20 protein-coding genes are annotated in these 24176 nt (G+C 48.0%); 7 read left to right on the top strand and 13 right to left on the bottom strand.

The genetic code is table 11. From position 1 onward, the window contains the following. Positions 1–10 precede the first annotated feature (10 nt). From OI18_RS04195 to OI18_RS04140, 12 genes are all read right to left on the bottom strand, one after another. Positions 11–946 carry an SPFH domain-containing protein gene (locus tag OI18_RS04195; protein ID WP_082037848.1) on the bottom strand — a complete coding sequence of 312 codons (936 nt, stop codon included), beginning with the start codon at positions 944–946 and terminating at the stop codon, positions 11–13. Continuing rightward, entirely contained in the window at positions 943–1152 is a 210-nt protein-coding gene (locus OI18_RS04190; RefSeq protein ID WP_039137476.1) for a hypothetical protein, read from the bottom strand. The genes OI18_RS04195 and OI18_RS04190 overlap by 4 nt, the downstream gene beginning before the upstream one ends. 77 nt (positions 1153–1229) lie before the next feature. After that, complete coding sequence (locus tag OI18_RS04185) at positions 1230–6482, bottom strand: CHAT domain-containing protein (RefSeq protein WP_039137475.1); 5253 nt, start codon at positions 6480–6482, stop codon at positions 1230–1232. Between the two features lie 84 nt (positions 6483–6566). Further along, on the bottom strand, positions 6567–7073 hold the full coding sequence (locus OI18_RS04180) for a hypothetical protein (protein ID WP_052272852.1): 507 nt from the start codon (positions 7071–7073) through the stop codon (positions 6567–6569). Continuing rightward, the gene (locus tag OI18_RS04175) at positions 7070–7807 is read right to left on the bottom strand and encodes a succinate dehydrogenase/fumarate reductase iron-sulfur subunit (RefSeq protein WP_039137532.1); all 738 of its coding nucleotides are present in this window, start codon (positions 7805–7807) and stop codon (positions 7070–7072) included. The genes OI18_RS04180 and OI18_RS04175 overlap by 4 nt, the downstream gene beginning before the upstream one ends. A gap of 2 nt (positions 7808–7809) precedes the next feature. Then, positions 7810–9621 carry a fumarate reductase/succinate dehydrogenase flavoprotein subunit gene (locus tag OI18_RS04170; RefSeq protein ID WP_039137474.1) on the bottom strand — a complete coding sequence of 604 codons (1812 nt, stop codon included), beginning with the start codon at positions 9619–9621 and terminating at the stop codon, positions 7810–7812. Next, complete coding sequence (locus OI18_RS04165; RefSeq protein ID WP_039137473.1) at positions 9618–10424, bottom strand: hypothetical protein; 807 nt, start codon at positions 10422–10424, stop codon at positions 9618–9620. The genes OI18_RS04170 and OI18_RS04165 overlap by 4 nt, the downstream gene beginning before the upstream one ends. A 35-nt stretch (positions 10425–10459) precedes the next feature. After that, the gene (locus OI18_RS04160; RefSeq protein ID WP_039137472.1) at positions 10460–11275 is read right to left on the bottom strand and encodes a hypothetical protein; all 816 of its coding nucleotides are present in this window, start codon (positions 11273–11275) and stop codon (positions 10460–10462) included. Positions 11276–11369: 94 nt separating this feature from the next. Then, positions 11370–12641: a hypothetical protein gene (locus OI18_RS04155; RefSeq protein ID WP_039137471.1), complete on the bottom strand. Its 1272-nt coding sequence runs from the start codon at positions 12639–12641 to the stop codon at positions 11370–11372. Between the two features lie 68 nt (positions 12642–12709). Then, positions 12710–13840: a S1 family peptidase gene (locus tag OI18_RS04150; RefSeq protein WP_039137470.1), complete on the bottom strand. Its 1131-nt coding sequence runs from the start codon at positions 13838–13840 to the stop codon at positions 12710–12712. A 164-nt stretch (positions 13841–14004) separates the two neighbouring features. Then, positions 14005–15411: a RagB/SusD family nutrient uptake outer membrane protein gene (locus OI18_RS04145; RefSeq protein WP_039137469.1), complete on the bottom strand. Its 1407-nt coding sequence runs from the start codon at positions 15409–15411 to the stop codon at positions 14005–14007. Between the two features lie 18 nt (positions 15412–15429). Then, a complete protein-coding gene (locus OI18_RS04140; protein WP_052272850.1) occupies positions 15430–18429 on the bottom strand; it encodes a SusC/RagA family TonB-linked outer membrane protein in 3000 nt (999 codons plus the stop codon). A 188-nt stretch (positions 18430–18617) separates the two neighbouring features. Between OI18_RS04140 and OI18_RS04135 the strand changes: the two genes are divergently transcribed. The 5 genes from OI18_RS04135 (at position 18618) to OI18_RS04115 (ending at position 22220) form a co-directional block, all read left to right on the top strand. Continuing rightward, entirely contained in the window at positions 18618–18995 is a 378-nt protein-coding gene (locus OI18_RS04135) for a LytR/AlgR family response regulator transcription factor (RefSeq protein ID WP_039137468.1), read from the top strand. Between the two features lie 87 nt (positions 18996–19082). Further along, positions 19083–19871: a sulfite exporter TauE/SafE family protein gene (locus OI18_RS04130; RefSeq protein ID WP_039137467.1), complete on the top strand. Its 789-nt coding sequence runs from the start codon at positions 19083–19085 to the stop codon at positions 19869–19871. A gap of 6 nt (positions 19872–19877) precedes the next feature. Beyond that, complete coding sequence (locus tag OI18_RS04125) at positions 19878–20441, top strand: YeeE/YedE family protein (protein WP_039137466.1); 564 nt, start codon at positions 19878–19880, stop codon at positions 20439–20441. Positions 20442–20443: 2 nt separating this feature from the next. Next, a complete protein-coding gene (locus OI18_RS04120) occupies positions 20444–20857 on the top strand; it encodes a DUF6691 family protein (RefSeq protein WP_039137465.1) in 414 nt (137 codons plus the stop codon). Between the two features lie 10 nt (positions 20858–20867). Then, on the top strand, positions 20868–22220 hold the full coding sequence (locus OI18_RS04115; protein ID WP_039137464.1) for an MBL fold metallo-hydrolase: 1353 nt from the start codon (positions 20868–20870) through the stop codon (positions 22218–22220). A gap of 8 nt (positions 22221–22228) precedes the next feature. On the opposite strand, the gene OI18_RS04110 is transcribed toward OI18_RS04115, so the two are convergent. Beyond that, positions 22229–23155 (bottom strand): diacylglycerol/lipid kinase family protein, encoded by a 927-nt coding sequence (locus OI18_RS04110; RefSeq protein WP_039137463.1) that lies wholly within the window; start codon positions 23153–23155, stop codon positions 22229–22231. 75 nt (positions 23156–23230) lie between these two features. On the opposite strand from OI18_RS04110, the gene surE reads away from it, so the two are divergent. Beyond that, positions 23231–23977 carry a 5'/3'-nucleotidase SurE gene (gene surE, locus OI18_RS04105; protein ID WP_039137530.1) on the top strand — a complete coding sequence of 249 codons (747 nt, stop codon included), beginning with the start codon at positions 23231–23233 and terminating at the stop codon, positions 23975–23977. Between the two features lies 1 nt (position 23978). Next, on the top strand, positions 23979–24173 hold the full coding sequence (locus OI18_RS04100) for a hypothetical protein (protein ID WP_039137462.1): 195 nt from the start codon (positions 23979–23981) through the stop codon (positions 24171–24173). Positions 24174–24176 lie beyond the last annotated feature (3 nt).

The raw sequence follows: 24176 nt of genomic DNA, 5'->3' as shown, positions 1-24176 counted from the left end.
GAATGAATGATTAATCTTTAGGAAGCTGTATTAGGAATCCACTGTTCCCACCCGCAACAGTTGTAGGAACCTGTCCTGACCATTTCTGAATTTTGACGTATTCAATGTAAAGTGGTGTCAATGAAAGCTGCTCACGCTTGATCGCCTCAGCACGACCAGATGCCTGGATCACCGCCTGCGCTGAGTCACCCCTTGCTTCCGCAATCTTTCGTTCAGCTTCTGCAATAGCGACCTGTCGTTGGTTCTCGGCCACCTGTACTTCCTGGATTGCACGCGTTTTCGCCACAATACTTTCGGAAATTTCCTTGGGAGGAATGATGTTCGTTCTTAATTGAGAAACATTGAACCATTGGGATACGCGCTTATTACATTCCTTAACTATTGATGCCTCAAATTCTTCCCGGTGATTAAAGATCGAGTCAACAGTATACCTGTTCGCCACATCATTAACCGAACCTATAATGGCATTCTTCAGCCAGCCCAGCTCCATCTCCTTCACACCCACGCGAAGGTTCTGGAACATATCCGCAACATTACCCGCATTAATGGAATAGTTGAATGATGGTTTGATCGTTGCCCTGAAACCACCCCTGGTTACGATATCCGCTTCTTCAAAATCGATGTGCTGCTGGTGAATTGGAAACTCATAAATACGCGAAATCCACGCGTTATAAAAAACCCAACCTGTAACGTATTCCGTTTTACCTACACCACGATTGTCACCAATATTGCTCACTTTAATGCCAACATGCCCCGCATCGATCCGCTCCATGTCGATCGGATTAATTATGGTGATTAATATGGCAAGGATTAATACAACTACAGGCCGCCAGATTGAAATGGCCCGGAATTTTCCGGCATCATCAAAATACATCCGCCTGCGGAACAATTGGAATACTATACTCAAAATGAATAGAGCAAGGAGGAAAATAACAAAAGAGATCATTTGGTTTTGGTTTTGATATAATTGATGAAGGAGATAACATGGGCCATAATGGTACCGATGACCAGCAATACCAAAAATGCGAAACCAATTACGGTCAGCCAGCTTCCGGTAATGTCAAAATCCGTAAGCCAGGAAATAAAGATAAAATTGATAAGGGCGTGCAAAAACAGGAGGACTACCCTCAGGTATATGGCATCAGGTTGCATTTTTCAAGCAGTTGTCTATGTATGAATAGATGTAAACTGCCGATGCGCGGTTGCATGTAGCCGATAGAAAATATTTATTAAACTGAAACACAGGCATGTTTCAGTGACTCCAGCCATGCCGATAACGGCCGGGATCGCTCCGATAAGCTGTCGGCCAGTGAATCAGTAAGGAATTCAAAATGTTCAAGTTCTGAAGTCTTCTGCCCTTTTGATCCTGCATTCTGCCACACTTTCATGTACGCATTCATGACATCGTCGAATGATTGGACCGGGTTCATTAAAAGCAGGCTTAGCCTAAGGTTGGCTTCATTGGACATTTCCCAGTAATTCATATTGCCTTCGAATCCAGATGCCAGGAGTTCCAGCTTCTTTTCAATTCCGGCAACAGCATCCGACAACGCCGGCAACCGATAGCTGCCTGTTGTGAAAAGGACCTCATCGCCCCATTTCCGTTTATCATGCAGGACAAGCAGTGACTCCATCTGCAGCCAGTTGCTCAGGGCATAAAGTGATTGATATTTGCCATTGCTCGCTGTATAATAATAGTATGCAGCTTTAGAACAGGCATCCAGCCTTTCATCCATATTCCCAAGGATTGCCTTGCGCTTGTAGGCACTGCCGAGCACACTAAGCCTTTCCGAAGTCTCGCCATAACTGAGAAGATTTTCAAGATCACGGATAACTTTATCGATCTGGACTTTAAGCTCATCAATCTGCGCACCGCCTTTCCTGAATCTTGCTACTACCTGCCGTGCCCGCATATTGCAATACTTCTCCATTGCAGAGAAACTGAAGGATGCATTTTCCATAGGCAGGAGACTTTCATATCTGGAAATAGCTTTGTCATAGTCGCCGAGTGAGTAGTAAATGAGCGCTTCCCTTTCTGTAATTATGCCGTTGCGGATTCCTGAGCGGTCTACCGCTTCAGTAATTATTTCCAGTTCCTTTTCCAGCATCTCGGGAGAATAACCAGGTATTTCTGTTTTATTCAACAGATTATTCAATTCAATCTCAGCTTCGATCGCAATTACATAATCCTTCTTTTTCTGCCTCCTCGCTTTTCGTTGCAGCTGGTAATACTGATCCCCGTAACACTGGTAAGCCCCCCAGGTATTCGTCCTGGGATATTTATTGTAGACAACTTCCCTGGCCCTCTGCACTGCCTTGCCAAATGGATAACCATCAAACATGCATTCATAAAATACCTCAGTGAATTCCAGCGCAGCCTGGTCGTCCACAGCCCATCCCGCAACAATCACGGCCTTTACTCCATTTTCGATCAGCTGTGTCCCGATATTTGCCGCAAGCCTGTATCGCTTCTGGTAAAACTCTTCCGCTATGGTGTTCATTTGCCCGAGATAACAGCAGTTGACGAATACCAATTCAGGCAAGGTGCTCATCTGCGCGACATCACGGGTTTTTAGAAAGACGTTTTTGCCGATTACCATGCCTGACCTATCAGGTTCTTTTTCATTGAACACACCATGCCCTGCCAGGTGAATGATCTTATACTCATTGCTGAACAATCCCTGGATGATCTCACTGTGGTGACCCCGAAGTATGCTTGTAGTCTCAAATCCATTCTCTTTCAGAATCACGCCCACCTTTTCGCCTTCCTTCAGCGCCCCCGGGAGTTGCCCCACAAATCCACCGAGTTCGGGATCGGCGATAACAAGTGCATTGTTCTTTGCAACGATAGTGCTGCTTATCCTGTAGTCCTGTGTGGCAAGTTGCCTAACCATGCCAGCGTTAATGGATAGTGGCCTGGCATTATTGAGGCTGTCCTGCAACAGCTCCCACGGATATGATGCGGTGTCTTTGTCAACGATCCACGCGATGTTGCTTTTCTTTTTCAGCTGCTCCTTGAAATCATTCGGAACCAGCAACTCAAAAATAGTTTTCGCAAGTTTCACCGTCCATCGGTTGTTGATTGAAAACTCCTCAACCAGTTCCTGGATGATCTCCCTGCTAGTCAGCAGGTCACGCTGTTCCTCCCTTGCCCCACCTGTCGAAATATTGAAACGAAGGCCCTGTTCCTTTGGTTGCACGTGGATCCGTGTCCACCACTCTTCATTATTGTCAGTAGGAAGGCGCCTCCTCGATCCGAAAATCGTTTTGTATTTCTTTTTGGTGGTGATGATATTAAGAGTCTGGTCCTCTTCTTTTTCGATGGCATTCAGTGCGTAAAAACAATCCAACGCTTTGTCCTCATATTGTTCCACTACTTCCACCGTATCAATAGCTGGTGCATTTTCGGCATGCAACTGTTTCATTTTATTATTTGCATTCTGGATTCCCTGCAGTACTGCCCGTAAGGAGCTCTCGACACTGAGACCGCCATAGCCGCAACCTATCGCCAGTGTTGAAAGACCGATGCCTGGCCTTGATTCCTTGCGAGTATCATTGTTCCTTAAATCGAGCAGGTATTTGAGCGTTGCCGATTCCACTGACCTTGAAAGCTGGTATGCCGTCAGTGAACCCAGGTGGCCAAGCCCGATGATAATTCCTCCCTTAAAGGTTGAATCTTTAGTAAGCAGGATTTCACAGGTGCCGATTTCACCCGGGTAGAGTCCGAGCTGATGCCTTTCTGTAAGCGCCCATTTCAGGTAATAATCGATCGCCCGTTCACCATTAAGGATTCCGTCATTCAGGAAATGACCAGCGATAACCGGGAACGAAGCAAAACCCAGGTCGCCATTGCTGACGAACACCTGCAGCGGCGTTTCCCCGATCTCCATTCTTGTTTCTTCTCCCAATCCTAGAATTGTATTTTCCAGTCCCCTTACCGAAAGATCGAAATCATACACATCGGGCGTCTTGAACACTTTAGCGTCGGTACGAACTGCAGGTCTCTTTTTGCTGAACAGGTCAGTGCTTCCCAGTTCAAGGATGTCAGCAATGCCTTTGAACAGCCGCGTATTTGCAGCAAGTGAACCATGCGATACATCCACAAAATATACCTGGCCCCGTTCTTCCATGATCTTCGGAATTCCGCTATCCCAGGTAACACTCTGGTCACCTTCGGCAGTACTCAGGAAAACAGGGCTTTCGGGATCATCCAGGTTACATCCTGATGGAGTTGACTTATCCTTTCCTGCTATATACGCAGCATTGTCAAAGTCACTGTCTTTCAATACCAGTTTTATTTTTTCGCGGTGCTCGCGGAATCGTTGCAACAGACCCGGTGATGGAACCGGCCAATCATCGTTGCCGCTTGCTTTGCATAATCGTTGCCATGTTTCAATTTGCGCAAAATCATGTTCAGCATTCAACGGCAGCAGGCTTAGCAATCCTTCCATCTGCGAAAACATCTCGACCAGTTGACGTTTATCATGGCGAAAATCGAGCAGACTGAGCTTTCGGATTATAGGATCGAGGCCAAGCAACACGTAGGGAATCCGGTAGGACCCACCGAGAGGTGCACCAAGGAATAATAAACGGAATCCCCGCGATTGGTTTAGCTTTTGCCAGGTGTCAGGATGACTTACAATAAAATCCCTTACCAGCACACCACCCATGGAATGCCCAATGATCTTGATTGGTTGATTATGTTGCAGGAGTTCAAGAACCCTGGCATTCAGCTTTTCAGCCATTGTCGAAAGTTGCTGACGCCAGTCGTAGTGCCAGGCTTCAACGTCATAGTATTGTTCCAGGAATAATTTCAATTTCTCATAAGACGTCCTCACCACTGATGTGGAGGAATAAAGATCCATGTGCTTCAGTTCGGTAAGTCCTCCCTGCACAAAGCCTGCAAAGTTGATCCAGATCAGTTCATCATCCCGGCCAATATTCGAGCCCATTATGCCTGGAAGTAACACTACAATCGGGCGTTTACCTGTGATCTGGCCTGACTTTAATTCACCGCTTTCAGGATGAAGGATTGCATTACGGGAAGCAATATCCGAAGACAGCTGCTCTGCGGATGTAAACCCGGGCACACTTGCACCCGCTCCTGCCTGTAATGCAAGCTGGATGGCATTGCCGGTCTTGCGGTTTGAAAAATAATGGAAGTGATCTACGTCGTCGGAATCATCATAAAAATATTGGATCTTTCCTTTCCTTTTCGCTCCAAGGTACATGGAGCGGCTATTCACAACCAGGTCATTGGATTCGAGAAAAAAGAGCCGGACTGCGATTATTTTTAATGCCCTCAGGCTGAAGTTCACACCACAATTTCCTGATACGACAGTCAACGCGCTCTCTACCGTGGCAGCAACAGACTGATTATTCAGGATTTTAATGAAAGGCGATTCAGGATTCATTGCCTCAATTCCACTCAATACTTCAGGATCATCTTTTGTGTCAATTACCCCTGCAATGAGATTCTTCATGGCAAGGTATACCGGTGTACCCATCAGCCCGGTCACCAGGCCCGTCAGGTTCGCTATGATATTGAAATAGATATCCAGTCTCCCTGAGGCAAGAATTGTTCCGCCGGCAGGACATGCCACCCGGATAAACTTTTCAATGATGAAATTCTTCCCGGAAAGATTTTTTTCTATTTCAGCAATGCATTGGATGTCGTCATTACGCCTGGCTTTTTTCAACACGGACAGTTCCTCCTGCGAAAATCCGCGTGACTGCACGTTGTTACCGGAAAAGCGAACGAGCACGTCTCCGATAAGTCCACCCCGTGAATGACTGATGATATGTAGTGTAATGTCGTGTGGCAGCAGGCTAATAAGGTCCCGGACATTCTGCAGCGGACTTTTCGTTATGCTTTCATGCTGGAAGGCAAGGATATTGTCGCCATACGACTGGCAGATGAATCGCCAGAGCTCTGTTCCTTTCATGCCCGCGAAAGACCCTGCTGTGGATGAAGCTGTGCCATGCAGGAACAGCAGGTATGGTTTTCCCTGGTCAAAAGGATTAAGTGACTGCAATTGGAAGTTACTGTCTACCCGGTAAAGACCGACCTTACTGTCAAGGTTCTTTTGTTCGAATTCTTCTGCAAGGCGCCGAACGCCCTTGCCAAGCTTTTTCTTCGAAAAGATCCTGACCATCGTGATAGCGATATCGGCTATTCCCCTTTGCTCACTTGTGTTTGCCAGTGTTGCAGGGATTTCAAAAGGCTCATCGGCCCGTTTTTTTATCGCGATCTCCGGAAACAGTTCTTCCAATCCTTCAGTTCCGGTCAGCCAGCTTGTTTTATCATCAAAAACAAATTCCGCCACCTTACTTTCGTCAATGCGCAGGATATGAGACTCCTCCACTCCCCGCGTCGCAGCGGAAAGCACATACACTTCCTCCAATTGCAACTGGTCAGGTGAATCTGTGACCACTGGATTCTCCAGTTTCTGGCCACGTATAACAAGGTTAGCCGGCTTCATGCTGCTACAAATTATCGTTCTTTAACGCTTGACGACAGGGTGTTTTTCCCGTTTTTCTCCCGACGGGTGGCACCCGACGGGTGGTTATTCAAGCGGCAGTTCAGCAAGGTCTTCCTGGCGCGGCTCGAGATGACGGTCCATGATGAGCCGGGCACAGGTGTTCCAGCGGAGAATGGCATCACAATTACCCTGGGGACGATGGCCTTCGGCCCTTTCGTAGTGGGACTGCGCTTCTACCAGCCACTCGTAAGCGCTAAAGGGATCATTTGTCCGCCCCATCGTGAGTGCAGCAATGCCCTGCCTTTCAGCAATTATTCCCTGGTAATAATGACGATCGTATTCGTCTTTCAACTGGTTCACGAGTTGCCTGGCTTTATTCAGGTCAAATGCAGTATTGATACCGAACTGGTCAGTGATGGCGAGAATCAGTACCACAATCGCATCTTCGTTGCCCGGCTCCACTTCGAGTACGTCGCTGCAAATACTTTCAGCCAGCCAGGGCTGGTTCAACAGGCGATAGCGTTCCGCTTTTTGTAGCGCATTAGGAATTCCATCCTTTGAAATCCGCTTGAGTTGAAACATCGTTGTCATTTGAATAAATTGAAAAGTTTCCGGATGGGATCATAGAATCTGTCGACCACTCTTTCTTTCAGTGGAATGATCGCGTTATCTGTGATCCTGATTTCTTCGGGACAAACAGCAGTACAACATTTGGTTATATTACAGAGGCCAATGCCGTTTTCTTTTTTAATGAGGGGAATACGGTCTTCCACGTCCAGCGGATGCATTTCAAGTGCAGCCAGGTAAACCATATACCTTGGACCAGAAAAGGATTCAAATTGCTGGTGATCACGAAGCACGTGACAAACATCCTGGCACAAAAAGCACTCTATGCATTTGCGGAATTCCTGTACCCGGTCAATATCTTCCTGGGCGATTCGCCAGGTTCCATCGGGTGCATCAGGCTTGCGGGGCCTGAAGGGCGGAATCTTTTTCTTCACCCTGAAATTCCAGGAAACATCGGTAACCAGGTCCCGTATCAATGGAAATGCTTTCAATGGCGCTATGGTTACCGGTTGCCCCACTGGCAGTTCACTCAGCCTCGTCATACACATCAGCTTTGGCGTTCCGTTAATCTCAGCAGAACATGATCCGCATTTACCCGCCTTGCAATTCCACCTTACTGCAAGGTCAGGTGCCTGGTTGCTCTGAATGTGATGTACCGCATCCAGGACAACCATTCCCTCCGTCGTTTCGATCGAATAAGATTCAAAGCGACCGGCAGAATCTTTGCCTCCGCGCCAGATTTGAAATTCTGCATTCATGATCATTTCATTTCATCTATCAGTTGCTGCAGATCGGGCCTTACCGGTTTCAGGGGAATGGATTCGACGTGCATCCTGCCGTCACTGCCTTTACGGATTACCTGGTTCATTTTTCCGTTAACAGGGTCGGGATCGGGATAGTCAATCCGGAAGTGAGCTCCCCGGCTCTCTTTCCGGTAAATCGCCGCAAGTGTTATCGCCTCCGACACGATTATCATGTGTTGCAGGTCGAGTGCAGTATGCCAGGCGTTGTTATACTCCCGATTGCCCTCTACCCTCACTTTCCGTGCACGCTGCCTGAACTGAATCAATGATTCTTTGGCCTGTAACAATTCGCTTTCAGTTCTGACAATGCCTGCAAAGTCCTGCATCATTTCCTGTAAAGCGGTCATCACTGCATAGGGATTCTCTCCGTCTGCCTGTCTAAAAAAACTTACTGCATCGTCTGCAAGCGACTGGATATTAACATCATCAGTTTTACCTGCCTTGTTCTGCGATGCGAATTCTGCTGCGTATAACCCGGCCCGTTTGCCGAATACCAGCAGATCGGATAGGGAATTCCCACCCAGCCTGTTTGCCCCATGCAGTCCTGCCGCACATTCACCTGCCGCAAACAAACCTGGGATTGTGCTCATTTGTGTATCTGCATCTACCATTACACCTCCCATCATGTAATGTGTTGTAGGTCCGACTTCCATGGGTTCTTTCGTGATATCGATGCCTGCCAGTTTTTTGAACTGGTGATACATCCCCGGCAGTTTCCGACGGATAAAGCCTGGGGCATCAGGCATTTTTTCTCTGATCCAGCTGATATCGAGGTATACACCTTTATGCGGACTACCCCTGCCCTCCCGGATCTCTCTCACAATGCACCTGGCTACATGATCCCGCGTAAGCAGCTCAGGCGGCCTCCTTGCATCCCTATCACCCTGTGTATAACGCCAGCCCTCTTCGGGCGAATCTGCAGTCTGGTTACGGTACAACGGCGGGATGTCGTTGAACATGAATCTTTCATTCTTATTATTCAGCAGAATCCCACCTTCGCCGCGAACACCCTCCGTCACCAGGATACCCTGCACACCTGGTGGCCAGACCATACCGGTCGGATGAAACTGCAGAAATTCCATATCTACCAGCGCTGCGCCCGCCTGGTATGCGAGCGCGTGTCCGTCACCGCTATATTCCCAACTGTTGCTCGTAATCCTGTATGCACGGCCCACACCGCCAGTGGCCAGGATAACTGCGGGGGCATGAAACAAAATGAACCCACCCCTTTGCCTGTCGTACCCAAAAGCGCCGGCGATCCGGCCCTCATCTTTCAGCAGGCTGATGATCGTGCATTCCATATGCACTTCCATCCCCATGTGAATACCATGATCCTGGAGCGTCCTTATCATTTCCAGCCCGGTACGGTCGCCTACATGGGCCAGCCTGGGATATTTATGTCCACCAAAATTCCGTTGCAGGATCCGCCCATCTTCAGTCCGGTCAAACAATGCACCCCAGGATTCAAGTTCATGTACGCATTTTGGTGCTTCACGGGCATGGAGCTCGGCCATTCGCCAGTTATTGATATACTGCCCTCCCCGCATGGTATCGGTGAAATGGACCTGCCAGTTGTCTCTCTCATCCACATTGCTCAGCGCGGCAGCAATGCCCCCTTCAGCCATTACGGTATGTGCTTTGCCCAGGAGCGACTTGCAGATCACCCCTACCCTTGCACCGGTTGCTGAAGCTTCAATTGCTGCACGCAGGCCGGCGCCACCTGCTCCAATCACCAGCACGTCATAATGCCATTCGTCATATCCGATCATAAGAGAATTTTCCAGTCAGTCAGCATGCCGGTTGCACATAACCGGACATACAGATCCGAGAATGCCACCCACACCAGGCTCAGCCATGCCCATACCATATGACGCCGGTTAAAGCAACTAACGCACATGTACATGCGCCTCCTTATTGGCCTGCCGGAAAGCCTATCCTTTATGCCCCCTGCCAGGTGCCTTAAGGAGTGGCATCCGAAAGTATAGCCGCCCAGCAGCACAACATTTACAGCCAACACAATAGTTCCAACACCCACCCCGAACCTTTCATGCCCGGTTTCGGCGTCGTTGAACCACATTGCTTTCCATACATCATACAGCAGGATCAGGAGAAAAAAAAGTGCTATGTACAGGAAATACCTGTGGAGGTTCTGTAGAACAAGTGGAAACTTCCTTTCTCCGGAATACTTTCGGGAAGGTTCACCTACTGCGCAGGACGGCGGATCGGCAGCGAATGCGCGGTAATATTGTCCGCGGTAGTAATAACAGGTAAGACGGAATAGTCCTGGCGCCCACAAAATGAAAAGGGCCGGTGATGTCGGAAGAAAAGCAGGCCAGCTTTCAGGAAGCGGACCAAACCATGCATGCGACGACTTCCCAAACAATTCGGGTGAGTATAATGGTGACAGGTACGACCCGTAATGATAATTCACGCCCTGCAAAGCAGCCCAGGTTGCATAGATCACAAAAGCGGAAAGAACGGTAAAAACAACCAAAGGCCTGACCCACCAGGCATCCCTTCGGGCTGTCTGACCAAAACGCTGAATCGTGGCCGGAACGTGGAGATCAGCCATACTACTGGTTTTGATAGGTCTGTATTAAAGTTACATCAAAGTGGCTGCATATCCACTTCCACTTTTTCTGCTTCATCAATGGAAACCTCAGGCAAGCTTCTTTCTTCCACATCTGCCTGCTGTGCTTTTGGCGCTGACTTATCGCGAACGATGAGTTCAAAATTAAAATCTACATTTCTCGTCGGATATGTCAGCTTATTGATACCCAGCTTGTCAAAATCGCCATACAGTGTCGTATAGCTGTTGATCACAGTGCCGAGTGCTTTATCCTCGACCTTCCCGAGATACTTTCCGACAATGCCGGCAACTTCCACGATGATATCGGTTACCGGGCTAAAATTCGTAGCACCTTTTGCGATGTCTTTAAGTGTACCGACCAGGCTCTTATAATCCGAATCGTTTTTGACGTCCCCAAGGATCTTCGACGCATCACGAAGGTCCTGTTTGCTTTTTATAACAGTTGTGAGTACGTGAATCTGGCTTGGTGCCACTGTACCGGTGGTTTCACCCATCTGGTAGTAAAATATCGTCTTGTTAATAGGAAGGTGTTCCTGGTCGCCGATCCTGGGAAAGCCTTTCAGATCAATATTGCCGACCAGTTGATTAGTTACATCGCTAATCACGATCGTAAGTGCATACAACCTTGCGAAGCCTGGAAAAGGCCACACTTTCGGCGTGTTATTAGCTTTTATCAGCGGAGCGAGCATGCGCAACTCGACTCCGCTGATGTCTTTTGAAGTAGTAATATCTGTAAGTCCACGTAATGTTGATTCACTGCCGTCGGTGCTTACATTTTTCATCAGTCCTTTGGAAAGAGTTGTTGTCTCTGCATCGAGGAAATTAATGGCCATAGTATTGGTTTGAATGGTTCAAAGAAATCTTCGGCAGGGGGACGAGGGCGTTTTGCAAAGGCGCGGTTGCAACTTTTAAAATAAGAAATTTCCGTCAGATCACCCGCTTCAACCTGAAATAACCATCTATTGTAACCGTACCAGTTTGCTTACCTGTTGCTACCGAGAATTTGCCGGCAGGACTCGCGGAAAATGTTCCTGTCACATATTCACCAACGTTAGCCCATTTCGTGATCTTAACGCTGCCTCCGCTCGGCACCATTTCTTCCAGGGAATTCTCATAAAACGCTGCAACTGTACTAGCGCCACCATCGGGACTATATGCAAGAGCTGTGGCGGAAACATTTGTTTCGTGATTCCAACCGAATGAGCCTTCGCCGCCAGGCCAGATAATGGCCAGTGACATATTATCTCCAGTGCCGGAAACACCTGACTGTGTCGCGTCCAGCTTAGACGCGCCTCCTTCCAGCGTAACCCACTCCCCTCCATTTATCCTGAATGTCATTCCGTCCCCAAGCACACGGATATGCGCGAGCAATAATAACTGGTGATTGTCACTGGCCATCGTTGCCGTTGCGGTAACTTCTGCATAACCATTCACTGACGCCGGGGCTGTGTAGGTTGCAAGTCCGCCGTTACCTTTCAACGTACCAACGCCAGCAAGACTCCAGCTCTTAACGAAATTATCGGGAACGGCAACACCTCTGCCGAGGGGCAGTTCACTGTTATCAGCTGACGTAAGCGGGGCCAGGAGATCATCATTTTCATTCAGCGGAAAATAGTTCAGCACCTGCAGCTGCTGCTTTTCACCAACTCCTATGATCGATGAAACCGGCTTAATCTTTAGCCAGGTTATCAGGGTCCAGTCACTGAAATGCGAGGTAGTTATACTTACTGCCTTATTGACCTTATCGATGGTTTTATTCCCGATCATCTTCCATACACCGTTGTCCGACTGGTAAGCTATACCCAGCGCATCTATAGCAGCTATGCTGTCAGTAAATGCACCATAAGAAATCTTTATTGTAACCGGCTTCAGGAATTGGGTGCCATGCGGTAGCAGCCTGAAAGTTTTGCCTAAGCCGGCAGAACAGTTGTTCGTTACCTGCTGCACCTGCAATTGAACGGGGGCGTTTACTGCACCCTGGGGAACGAGGACGGTAATTGCTCCGTCGGCAGTCTGGAGCTCTCCGCCGTTAACGTCAATGGTAACTGATTTTATCTCGCCAACGGGTTGTCCGACAGGAGTGATTTCCGGATCCTGGTTAACATGAACCGGAGCCTGGCTGTCTTTGCTACAGGCCATAAAAAGCAGGCAGAAGAATGCGACAACCAGGACTCCCGTCCGTTGCATGAAAATATTCATAGCATAAAGTTTAGGGCCGCAAGATATTTTGAAATAAGACGGGAGAGAATCACACGAACATGTGAAAATCAGAGGGGAAGGCTAAGCTTTTTTTCGCTGCGCAGTAGTTTCCTGAGTTGACCTGCGTGAATACCGTAATTGAAATTCTCTTTTGTATTGTAGCCCTTGTAGTTGATGGCAACGAGTCTGCCGAACTGGTCAAAAACGGGACTTCCGCTGCTTCCGGTAAGTGCGGGAATGGTATACAATACGCGATACTGGTCGCTCTCCTGCGACACTTCACCACGGGTGAACTGGACCTTCAGACCGGCTGCGGTTTTTGCGATTTCCGGTCCATAGTTATAACCGATCAGATATAGCGGCGTGGTCACCTTGATTGTATCAAAAAGATAGATCGGCTCAGCGATTGGCCCAGCCTCTTCCGGTACTTCGTGACCTGCGGTTTGAATCAAAGCGAGATCGATGTTTTTATCCTGGCTCAGTGCAATGACCCGGCAGGCATATGCATCCTCATTGGATGTGGCTCCGTCGAGGTAAATATCCAGGTCGGCGGTCACCAGCTCAATGGTAAAGTCCTGTGTAAGCAATGCCTTCACCAGACGGGCCTGCGATAAAATAGAATCCACGCTTACTTTCAGCCGGTTTACTGAATCGAATTTATAACCGTTGAAATGCGGCTCGAAATGTTTATGACGGGAAGTATCGAGATGAGTGGAGGAAACAGCCCGCCCGGGAAGGCTGTCATGTTTCACTGTTTTTGCAAGACGGTGGGCAGCGACACTCAGTTTGCGGTCTTCATTTTCGGACCAGTTTTTCAGGGCCCTTGACACGCTGTTTTTGAAATCCATTTCCTCGAGGAGCCTGTCGATGGGCGCCAGAACATGAAGATTGGTGGCAATCACGCCTCTTTCATTGACGAAAAAGCCTGTTCCATAATTTATTTCGGCTTCCTTCCTGATCCTGTCCTCATTTTCACTGAGGTACATATGGCCATTGCTGTTGATCTCCGTGCAATACATCCTGACACCGCCTGCGAACCTGATACGGTAATAGCTTTTATTCTGGATGAGCACAACCGATTTCCGGTACGTATCAAACAATTCCTCATTGCTCAGGGGTTGATTTGCTGACGTACGGGCAGATTTGTCCCGACAGGCGAGCAAAAGAACCAAAGAAACAACCAGGATGTACGGTTTCATACGGCTTATATAGTTAGAATAGCAGGACTGCAAATTCTTTGCCCATTTTATTCTACAAGCCGAAGTATGGTAAATTTTACATTTTTTCTACGAAAACAGTGGTCGAATTGAGCCGGTTCCGCTATTTCGGGGCAAAATCCGATCCATGACACCGGTATAACCGGTTAATAGCCTTCGTTCTGTTCCACGTTGCTGTTTACATTCAGTTCAGCCTTTGGTATCGGGTAAATTCGCCGCGGGCTGGATACAGGCAACTCAAGCGGCACGAATGGCTGGTAATTGCCGGTTGAATTGTCACGCACCACTGCACGACCGAGGCGGACAAGATCCCAGTAACGGTGCCCCTCAAACGCGAGTTCCTTACGACGTTCTGTATAGATGTCTTCCAGCAGCTGCGCGCCGGTAGATGTATAACCAGGAAAATCAAAGTCCCGCAATTGTGTAAGCTGGTTGAGTAGCGACACAGCGTTTGCTTCATCGCCAAGCCTGTACAGGGCTTCAATGAGGATGTACACTACCTCTGCAAAACGAATGACTTTTATGTTGTCCTTATCATTGGGGTTTGTAGTATTCGGATACTTGTTCACTACCCATACATCTATACCTGCACGACTCCCGGGAATGATTAACTCGCGGCGGACATCTGTTTCACTGTACAGGTTGTAGAGATCGTCTGTTGCCAGCGCATCCCCATATCCTTCCTGGGCATAGAAATACGCGAGATCATCGGTTCCATTGTTTCCGATCACGTCAAAATCGATTTCAAAAATGGTTTCCAGCCTGTTTGAAACGGAAGCAGGATTAGCCCAATAGCTTAACAGGGAGCCGCCCGGCGCAACCCCGTAATTCCCATTCTGCAGCACATCAAGCGACCAATTCAGGGCATTTTCCCAATCGCCCTTGAACTGATACATTCTTGCCAGCAGAGACGCTGCTACATACTTACTCACATATGCGGAACCCTTCTCCTGGGTCAGCAATTCATAAGCGGCAAGCAGGTCGGCTTCTATCTGGTTATACACTTCAGCAACGGTATTGCGGGCCGGTTTCAGGTTCGGATCGTATTGCAGAACAAGTGGTACACCATCGGCATTCGGATTAACCCCGTAATGAGGAGCGAAAAACTTCACGAGCTCAAAATAACAAAGGGCACGGATCGTACGCGCTTCTCCTTTCAACTGGTCAACGACCTCATTGGAAGGAATATCTGCGTTGATGATATTATTGGCCCGGAGAATAACATTATAGCCACCTGCCCACATATTATTCACCACGCCATTGGTTTCAATATAGGTATACGTGTACTCGGGAATATAACGGTTTGAATTCTGGGGCGACAGGTAAATGTTGTCTGCCAGCAGGTCTCCATCAATGGGAATCGAACGCCCGAATAAGTCTATCGCGCGAAGTCCGCTGTACATCCCGTTAACCGCGGTTTGCATACTGTTTTCATCAACTATGGCTTCGTTCAACGGAACTGCATTGGGCGGAGTCAGATCGAGGAAATCCTTGCTGCAAGCAGTAAAAAGCACGAGTACTGTCAATAGTGCCGTAACTGTCTTCTTTTGCATAATTCCAATGTTTATGGGTTAGAAATCCAGGTTCAGTCCAAATGAAAATGTGCGCTGCAACAGCATCTGAAGATCGTTAACGCCATTCACAGGCTGTTCAGGATCAAAGGTGATGTTGTCATCGAATGCGTGAGTCCAAAGGTTCGTACCGCGCAGGTAAACCCGGAGCCCTTCCATTCGCCATGATTTTACCATATTGGCTGGGAACTGGTACGATAGTGTCAGGTCACGCAACCGCAGGTAATCTCCCTTATAGAAATATCGGCTGGAAGTGAAGTTTGAATTGGTGGAATTGCCAGCAACATACTGCGGAACATTTGTCCTGTCGCCTGGCCGCTGCCAGCGCTGCTCAAATTCCTTGCGATTCTGGTTAAGCGGGAAGAAAGCTCCGTCACTTTCATTCAGGAAGCCCCAGTTATTAAGCAACTGGTTGCCATACTGGAAATTGAGCTGGGCGGAAAGGGAAATGCCTTTGTAGCTCAGCTGCGTATTGAATCCGCCAAATCCTTTTGGTGATGCAGAGCCATAAATGGCATTTTCCACCTGGGTGATATCGGATGTGGTTTCTTTTTTTGTTTCATCGGTATACCAGAGTGGACTACCTGTCTCAGCATCCACACCTGCCCAAAGGAAAGTATAAACGGTTTGAACATCCTCACCCACCCTTATAAGATTTGTTCCGTTGATGATATCTGCCCCATTGTCCAGTGCAGTCACCTTGTTCTTGTTCCAGGAAAAATTCACCCCAACATCCCAGCGGAATGACTTGTTCACGATAGGCGTGGCATTCACGGTAATTTCAAATCCCTTGTTCTCCATGGAACCGATGTTGTCCAGGTAAGATGTAAGTCCGGATGTAAGCGACAACGGCACATTTTGCAACAGTTTGTCAGTTTTCCTGATATAGTAGTCTGCTATTATCGTTACCCGGTTGTCGAGCAATCCCAGGTCAATACCCACATCGAAGGGTTTGTTCTGTTCCCAGGTCAGGTCAAGGTTGCCAACACTTGCCGGGGCGCTTCCGGGCAACTGCGTATAGTCGGCCCCGAAACCATACAGCGGTCTCCAGGCATAATTGCCGATTGCGGCGTTACCGTTTACTCCATAAGAAGCCCTGAGCTTCAGCGCGGAAACGATTTTGGTGTCAGGGAAGAACCCTTCCCTGTCTATGTTCCATGAGGCACCGACAGACCAGAATGTACCTGCACGGTTATTACTTCCGAATCGGGATGATTCATCACGACGCAGACTTCCGGAAAGAAAGTATTTGTCTTTGTAATTGAACTGCAGGTTGGAAAAAATAGATTCAAAGGAATAATCCGATCCGGATCCCTGTGCGTCTTTGGGTGAACTTGTCGGAGGCAACGTGAGGCTGGTCAGCAATGGCACCTGGGAGCCATAGGCATTGATGTTGTACTCCTTTGATTTCTGCGCTTCGTAGCCAACTTTCAGGTCTGCACTGAAATCACCGTCTTCATCAAAGTTATGGTGATAGTCAAGGGTATTGGTCCAGACCCAGTTGAACACGCGGGTGTAGTAATTGTAGAAATCACCGCCGCGGGTCACACCATCACCAAAGAAGGGGTTATAATAGGTTTTTTCTTCTATGTTAAAGTAGTCAACACCAAATTTGGTAGTAAACCTGAGGTTTTTGAGGATGTTGAATTCACCAAAGACAGACCCCAACACTTTCGTGTTATTGCTTTGCTGATCATCATAATTGACCAGGGCAACCGGGTTATAAATCTGTGGAAATTCATTGTCGTCGATATTGAAGCTGCCGTCGTCATTGTACGGATGTTGCCATGGGGTTAGAAAGTATGCAGCAATAACCGGGTTCCGGAAGTTACCCGCCTGCGACGGCGTATTCTGGTCCGAATGTGAACCGTTCAGGTTCAGGCCGATTGCGATGCGGTTACTGATGGCATGCTTGATATTGAAATTGGCACTAAACCGCCGGAAATCGGATTCGATTACCACACCTTCCTGTTTGAAGTATCCGCCGGATAAATAAAAAGTGGTCTTTTCCTGTCCACCCGAAACCGATAGGTTATACTGCTGGGTTACTCCCTTACGAGTCACTTCATCGAACCAGTCCGTATCGTAACCCTGGTCTGCTCCCATTACTGCATTCATATAACCTTCAGCCTGGCTGTCACTGAGACCGGCGTTTACCAATCCTTCTTTGGTCAGCTCGAAGAACTGGTCACTATTTAATGGCCGGGAAAGATCGTTGATGTAGGAAACATCACTTATACCGCCTTCTGCATCGAAACTTATCCTGGTTTTGCCAGCCTTCCCTTTTTTCGTAGTAATGAGTATAACACCGTTTGCCGCCCGCGAGCCATAAAGGGAAGCCGCGGATGCATCTTTCAAAACTGAGATATTATCGATATCATTTGGATTAAGGCCTGCTAGCGCGTTGGCTGTGGTGGTATTCCGGGTGAAATCACCAGAGTTTACCGGCACGCCGTCGATTACATATAAGGGAGCTGAGGAAGCGTTTATAGATCCGATGCCCCTTATTCTCACCTGTTGCAAGCCGCCCGGCTGACCTGAGACCGCCGTTGACTGCAACCCAGCAACCTTGCCCTGCAGCATCGCGTCAACAGAAGCCATCGGAACCATTTCAAATTCCTTACCGTCAACCTTCGCAACGGCACCTGTAAGTTTGCGCCGGTCCGACTGGCCATATGCTACGACGACAACTTCATCGAGCTTCTTGTCGTCCGCGGTCAGGGCAACCGCCACTTCATTACTGGCATCGACGGTTACTTCCATTTTCGCATAACCGACAAATGAAAATACCAGGATCCTGGCTCCGGAAGGAAGATCAATGCTGAACGTTCCGTCGGGCCCGGTCTGCACCGCCAGGTTTGCGCCTTTAGCCTGGACAGTAACACCCGAAAGGGGGGCGCCATCCTTGTTATCGGTGACCTTACCAGTCACTTTTGTCTGGGCCAGGGTAATGAGGGAGAAAAAGAGGATTAAAGGCAGCGTGCATAGCAATTTTTTCATAAGCAGTGTTTTAAAACTTATCTAGCTAATAACCTTTCCACGTCTATTACTTCCGCTGATAACAAATCTCTTGTTTTAGACAGGCTGTTTTTTCTAATTGCTGTTGTTTAACTTGCAGTAAAATCCTGAACCCGTAAACAGACCCCCTGAAACCGTATTTTATCTGACTCACTACTAAAACGCAGGTCATGAAAATTATCCACCTTTCGGATGACAAACCTTTTCAGCGTAACCGGGTAGTTGTTAAAAAGGGACGAGAATACCAGACTGTCCGGCTTGAGGACGTAGTTTGTTTTTATTCGGCCTACAAAATCATCTTTCTGTACGATCGCGAAAATCACAAATACATTACGGAGAAAAAAAACCTGCGCGAACTCGAACATGAACTTTCGCCGGATCTATTTTACCGGGCGAACAGGCAATACATCATAAATGTCAACTATATAAAAAGTTTCAGAAGTCTTCCGCACAGCAATATCAGTGTTGAGATGGTAGTGCACCCGGATGAAAAGATCATAATCAGCCAGGAAAATGCTGCTGCTTTTAAACGATGGATCAATGGGTAAGGATTCATTTCCCTTAAACACTATCTTCCTAGTAGAAATGTAGACGGGAATCCTTTATACTTTTGCGTTTTGAATTGAATTTTTAAGATGGAAATCGTAGGATTCTTTGCTGCAGCCCTGATCGGATTATCGCTTGGACTTATCGGCGGTGGCGGGTCAATCCTGACTGTTCCTGTTCTTGTCTATCTTTTCCATGTAGATCCTGTACTTGCAACATCATATTCATTGTTTATCGTTGGCACAACAAGCCTGGCCGGTGCGATAAAAAATTATTATCTCGGGCAGGTTCACACCAGAACAGTACTGACATTTGGAATATCGTCACTGGTTACAGTTCTTCTGGTACGCAGGTTTTTGCTCCCTTTAATCCCGGCACAGATCAATATTTCCGGCATTAGCATTTCAAAGGCATGTCTCTTTATGGTGCTGTTTGCGTTGCTCATGATCTATGCTTCTGTTTTACTTATAAATGATAAAAAAACTGCTGCGAACAGAAACCGGGAGATGCATGTTAACATGCTGGTCTTTTATGGCGCTGCGATTGGGCTAGTTACCGGGCTGCTCGGAGCTGGTGGAGGTTTTTTACTGATCCCGGCTTTGGTAATGATCCTTAAGCTGCCAGTGAAAACTGCGATCGGGACATCATTGTCCATTATCGCCATTTCTTCACTGGCGGGTTTTGCAGGAGATCTTGCAGGCAATGATTTTGACTGGAAACTGCTGATCAGCATCACCCTGCTGGCTGTATTTGGTATCATTTCCGGCAACCTGTTGTCCGCACGCATCTCCGGTGAAAGCCTCAAAAAAGGTTTTGGTTTCTTTGTTTTGTCCATGGGTATATATATCCTGGCGCATGAACTCTTTACGACACACTGATTAGTTATGATAGATTTTCTTTCTCAACCCTGGCCCTGGTATATAGCCGGCCCTCTGATCGGCTTAACCGTACCCGCCCTGCTTATTACCGGAAATAAGCGATTTGGTATTTCGTCGACACTTCGGCAGGTTTGTGCAGCCTGCGTTCCCGGCGACATCCCTTTTTTTCAATACAACTGGAAAAAAGAAATCTGGAACCTCTTTTTTGTGGCTGGCATCCTGCTTGGCGGCGTTATTGTTTCTGTTTGGTTGTCTAATAGCCACCCTGTCAGCGTAAATCCTGCCCTGGCAGCAGAGCTCAATAGCTATGGCATTACGACCAATGACACGTTGGTACCATCTCAATTATTCAACTGGCATCAGCTTCTTACGCTAAGGGGTCTCCTGATGATGGTTGGCGGTGGCTTACTTGTCGGATTCGGCACCCGTTATGCGGGCGGCTGCACTTCCGGACATTCAATTATGGGATTATCCACCCTGCAATGGCCTTCATTGGTTGCTACCGTTGCGTTCATGGCTGGCGGCATTATCATGGCTAACTTAATTCTCCCCTATATCCTCAAACTCTGATCATGAAAACTAATTTGAAATACCTGCTAATGGGCATGTTGTTCGGCATCCTGCTCGTGAAATCTGAAGTGGTCTCCTGGTACCGGATACAGGAAATGTTTCGGTTCCAGAGTTTTCACATGTTTGGAGTAATTGGCTCTGCTGTTGCCGTTGGCGCTCTATCGGTATGGCTGATCAAAAAATTCAACATCAGGACGATTGAAGGTGAATCTATCGTCATTCCAGATAAAGTATTCAATAAAGGACAGATCTATGGCGGCCTGATCTTCGGCCTTGGCTGGGCTGTAACCGGTGCCTGTCCCGGACCTCTATTTGCGCAGGTAGGTACCGGCGCTACTGTAATAATAGTCACCCTGCTGAGCGCTATAGCAGGAACATGGATTTATGGCAGGTTCCGTGAAAAGCTGCCACATTAAAATATGATGTATGAAAATCAGACAATGGGAGGACAAAGGGCTCGCGCAGTTCAGTTATGCGATCCTGAGTGAATGTGAAAACAAAATTGTTTTGGTGGACCCGTCAAGGGACCCGCAGCCTTACCTGGATTATGCAAAAGAAAATGATGCGATGATAATCGGCATCATTGAAACACATCCACATGCCGATTTTGTCAGCAGTCACCTCGAACTGCACAACCTAACGGGTGCAGCGATCTACACACATAGTCTTGTAAAACCTTTGTATCCGTTTATCGCGTTTGATGAAGGTGTGGACATTACTTTCGGCAAGATCCGGTTATATTCCCTGCATACGCCGGGTCACTCACCGGACAGCATCTGCATAGTACTTGAACATGATGGGAAACCTAATTCCGTTTTCACTGGCGACACACTGTTTATCGGCGACTGCGGCCGGCCCGACCTACGTGAATCTGCTGGCAACCTAACGGCTACGCGTGAATCGCTTGCTGTGCAGATGTACCATAGCCTGAGGACGAAACTGGCAACACTTCCTGACAATGTGATTGTGTATCCCGCCCATGGAGCCGGAACTTTGTGTGGAAAGTCGCTAAGCAACGCAACGTCCAGTACAATCGGGCAGGAAAAAGAAACCAACTGGTCATTGCAAAGCCTGTCCGAAAAAGAATTCGTTAAACAATTGCTGGCTGATCAACCCTTTGTTCCAGCATATTTTCCCTTCAGTGTGGAACAGAACCGAAATGGCCTGCCGTCATTCCGCGAGAGTGTTAATTCAGTGCCAAGAAACAGTGCCATCCGGAATCCCGCTGACATTTCGCGGCTTGATCCGCAGACCTGGATCATTGACGCAAGGGATGAAGCGAGCTACAAAATGGGCCACCTTCCTCATTCAATCAACCTGATGGAGGGTGAAAGATTTGAAACCTGGCTGGGCAGTATGATCAGTCCCGGCGAAAAATTTTATCTCGCTGCTTCTTCATCTGAACAATTGGAACGGCTGATCCAACGAGCTGCAGCAATTGGATATGAATCGCAGATCAGGGAAGCATTCCTTGTTCAGTACGGAGAAGAAACATTGCCCGAACTTGATCTCGAATCATTCAGGAAATCTGCAGATAATTATACTGTTGTTGATGTGCGGAACGAGGCAGAAGTGAAGAAGAACAGGATTTTTCCCGGCAGTATTTCGATTCCGCTTGGTGAACTGAGAAACCGCGTAGCCGAAGTGCCTACCGGCAAGCCTGTTGTGGTACATTGCGCGGGCGGATACCGGAGTGCGGCTGCAAGTTCATTCATTCATTCCTACCTCAAAGGCAGGACAAATGTGTTTGATCTGAGTGAAAGCATCCGGGAGTTTTAATCCTCCACCTAGCCCACCATAGCTTTAGCGAAGGTGGGACGTTCAGTAACCAGGAAGCTGACGGTTTTTCTCGCAGCTCGTACATGCAATAAGCTATTGTCCTTGTTCTTGATCAGCTCATCATCAACATGGTACAGATTATGTTCACACCGAAAGGACACCCTTGATGCCGGGATCGGCTCGATATCGAGTGTAAGCTCTTTGCCCATGATTTTACTGTACACGTAATTCGCAAACTTTTCCTTGTCTGTTTCTTTCATCAGCACCAAATCCAGCTTATCATCAAAAGGATCGCCGGCAGGTGACAGGAAAAGATTTGTGCCAACACACTTAATGTTCAGTGCTTCGATCAGCAGGTACTTACCGGAATGGTCCAACCCGTCGACCAGCAATTCGCAATAGTCCGGCTTATAAACGCTGATTGATTTTAGCAGTCGCTGCAGATCCACCTGCATCCGTTCCTGCGTTCCCAGGCCGTCTTCCATCGGATTTTTGATCATGTTCTGGATATGGAACGGGAAAACTCCACATCCTGCGCCTTCGAGAAGGCAATGCATCTCATGACCGGATTCCAGTGAACTGAGATGAAAGGGCATTTCTTTCGCGCTTTCCCAGGAAGCAATGATCTCCCGGGTATTTCCACAGATTCCCAGTGTCGTGGCAATATTGTTAGCTGTGCCGAGTGGCAGAATTGCAAATGGTTTTTTCAGGACTTCATGTTTCTCTTCAATCAGGTTAACAACCGCCTTGCGAACAGTACCGTCACCACCGGCTATAACGGTCAGTTCCACATCCCGGGGAATTTCCTTCCAGGACGTTTTTGTAGAAAAGTAAGCTGCTTCATAACCTGCATTTTTGAGTTCACCTGTCAGCGCTTTCTTATCATGCGCAGCGTCTCCTGCAGTGGGATTGTGGATTAATAAAACCTTTTTCATTGAACAACGTCTAAAAAAATAATACCAAGGCTATAAAACACCGGCAGCTGGCACAATAATTTGATGGCTTTTGGTATGAAAATCCTTGTAACGAACGACGATGGCATATATAGCCCAGGTCTACAGGCTCTTGCGCGTTCAGCAACTGCTTTTGGCGAGGTGACCGTAATGGCCCCAGATGTGGAGCAATCTGGTATGGGTCACGCAATCACGCATTCGCGGCCCCTTTCGTACAAGAAAGCTCCTGTTGACTTCGCTACCCCGGCCGCCTATCGGGTAAATGGCACCCCGGCTGATTGTGTTGCATTGGGAACCCACCTGCAAATGAATGTAAGCCTGGTGCTATCAGGCATTAATATGGGTTTGAATCTCGGTAATTCACTCTGGCACTCGGGAACGATGGCTGCTGCTAAACAGGCAGTGTTGCTGGGAATCAAAGGAATTGCCCTGAGCACACCGGTCGGAAGTGAGGGACCTGACTTTAACTACCTGGAGCCCTTTGTAAAGGAAGCATTACAGCTGCTTACAGAGATTCCCGGCCCCGGCCTTTTCAACGTCAATTTCCCGCCCAAGCCGACAGGAATCACCTGGACCAGGCAATCGGTACGCCATTACGATGGTACGATCATGCCGGGTATGGACCCGATGGGCAGAAAACATTACTGGTTCACCGTTATACCACTTGAACCCGCAGAGGAGGGTACCGACCGCTGGGCTATAGAACAGGGGCTCGTTTCCATAACACCTTTACGCCTGGACCTCACCGATCATGCCTTCCTGCAAAAGGCACCAGAACCAGGCATTCATTCTAAAACATCTTAACATGGGGAAGGAAAAAAAACCGGGCATTCCGACGGAAGTCCCGGAACCTGAACAAAAGCCCGAAGTGGAACAGCCTGTCCATCCTGACGATCCCGGGGCGCCGAATGTAAAGCCTGAGATCATACCTGAAGAAGAGCCGGAAATAGTACCGGAAGAAAAACCGGATGATCCTGAGCTGCCTAAGTCAGGACAGTAGAAC

The organism is Flavihumibacter solisilvae, from assembly GCF_000814475.1.
Lineage (GTDB): Bacteria > Bacteroidota > Bacteroidia > Chitinophagales > Chitinophagaceae > Flavihumibacter > Flavihumibacter solisilvae.
This window is presented reverse-complemented; position numbering and strand designations above follow the sequence as displayed.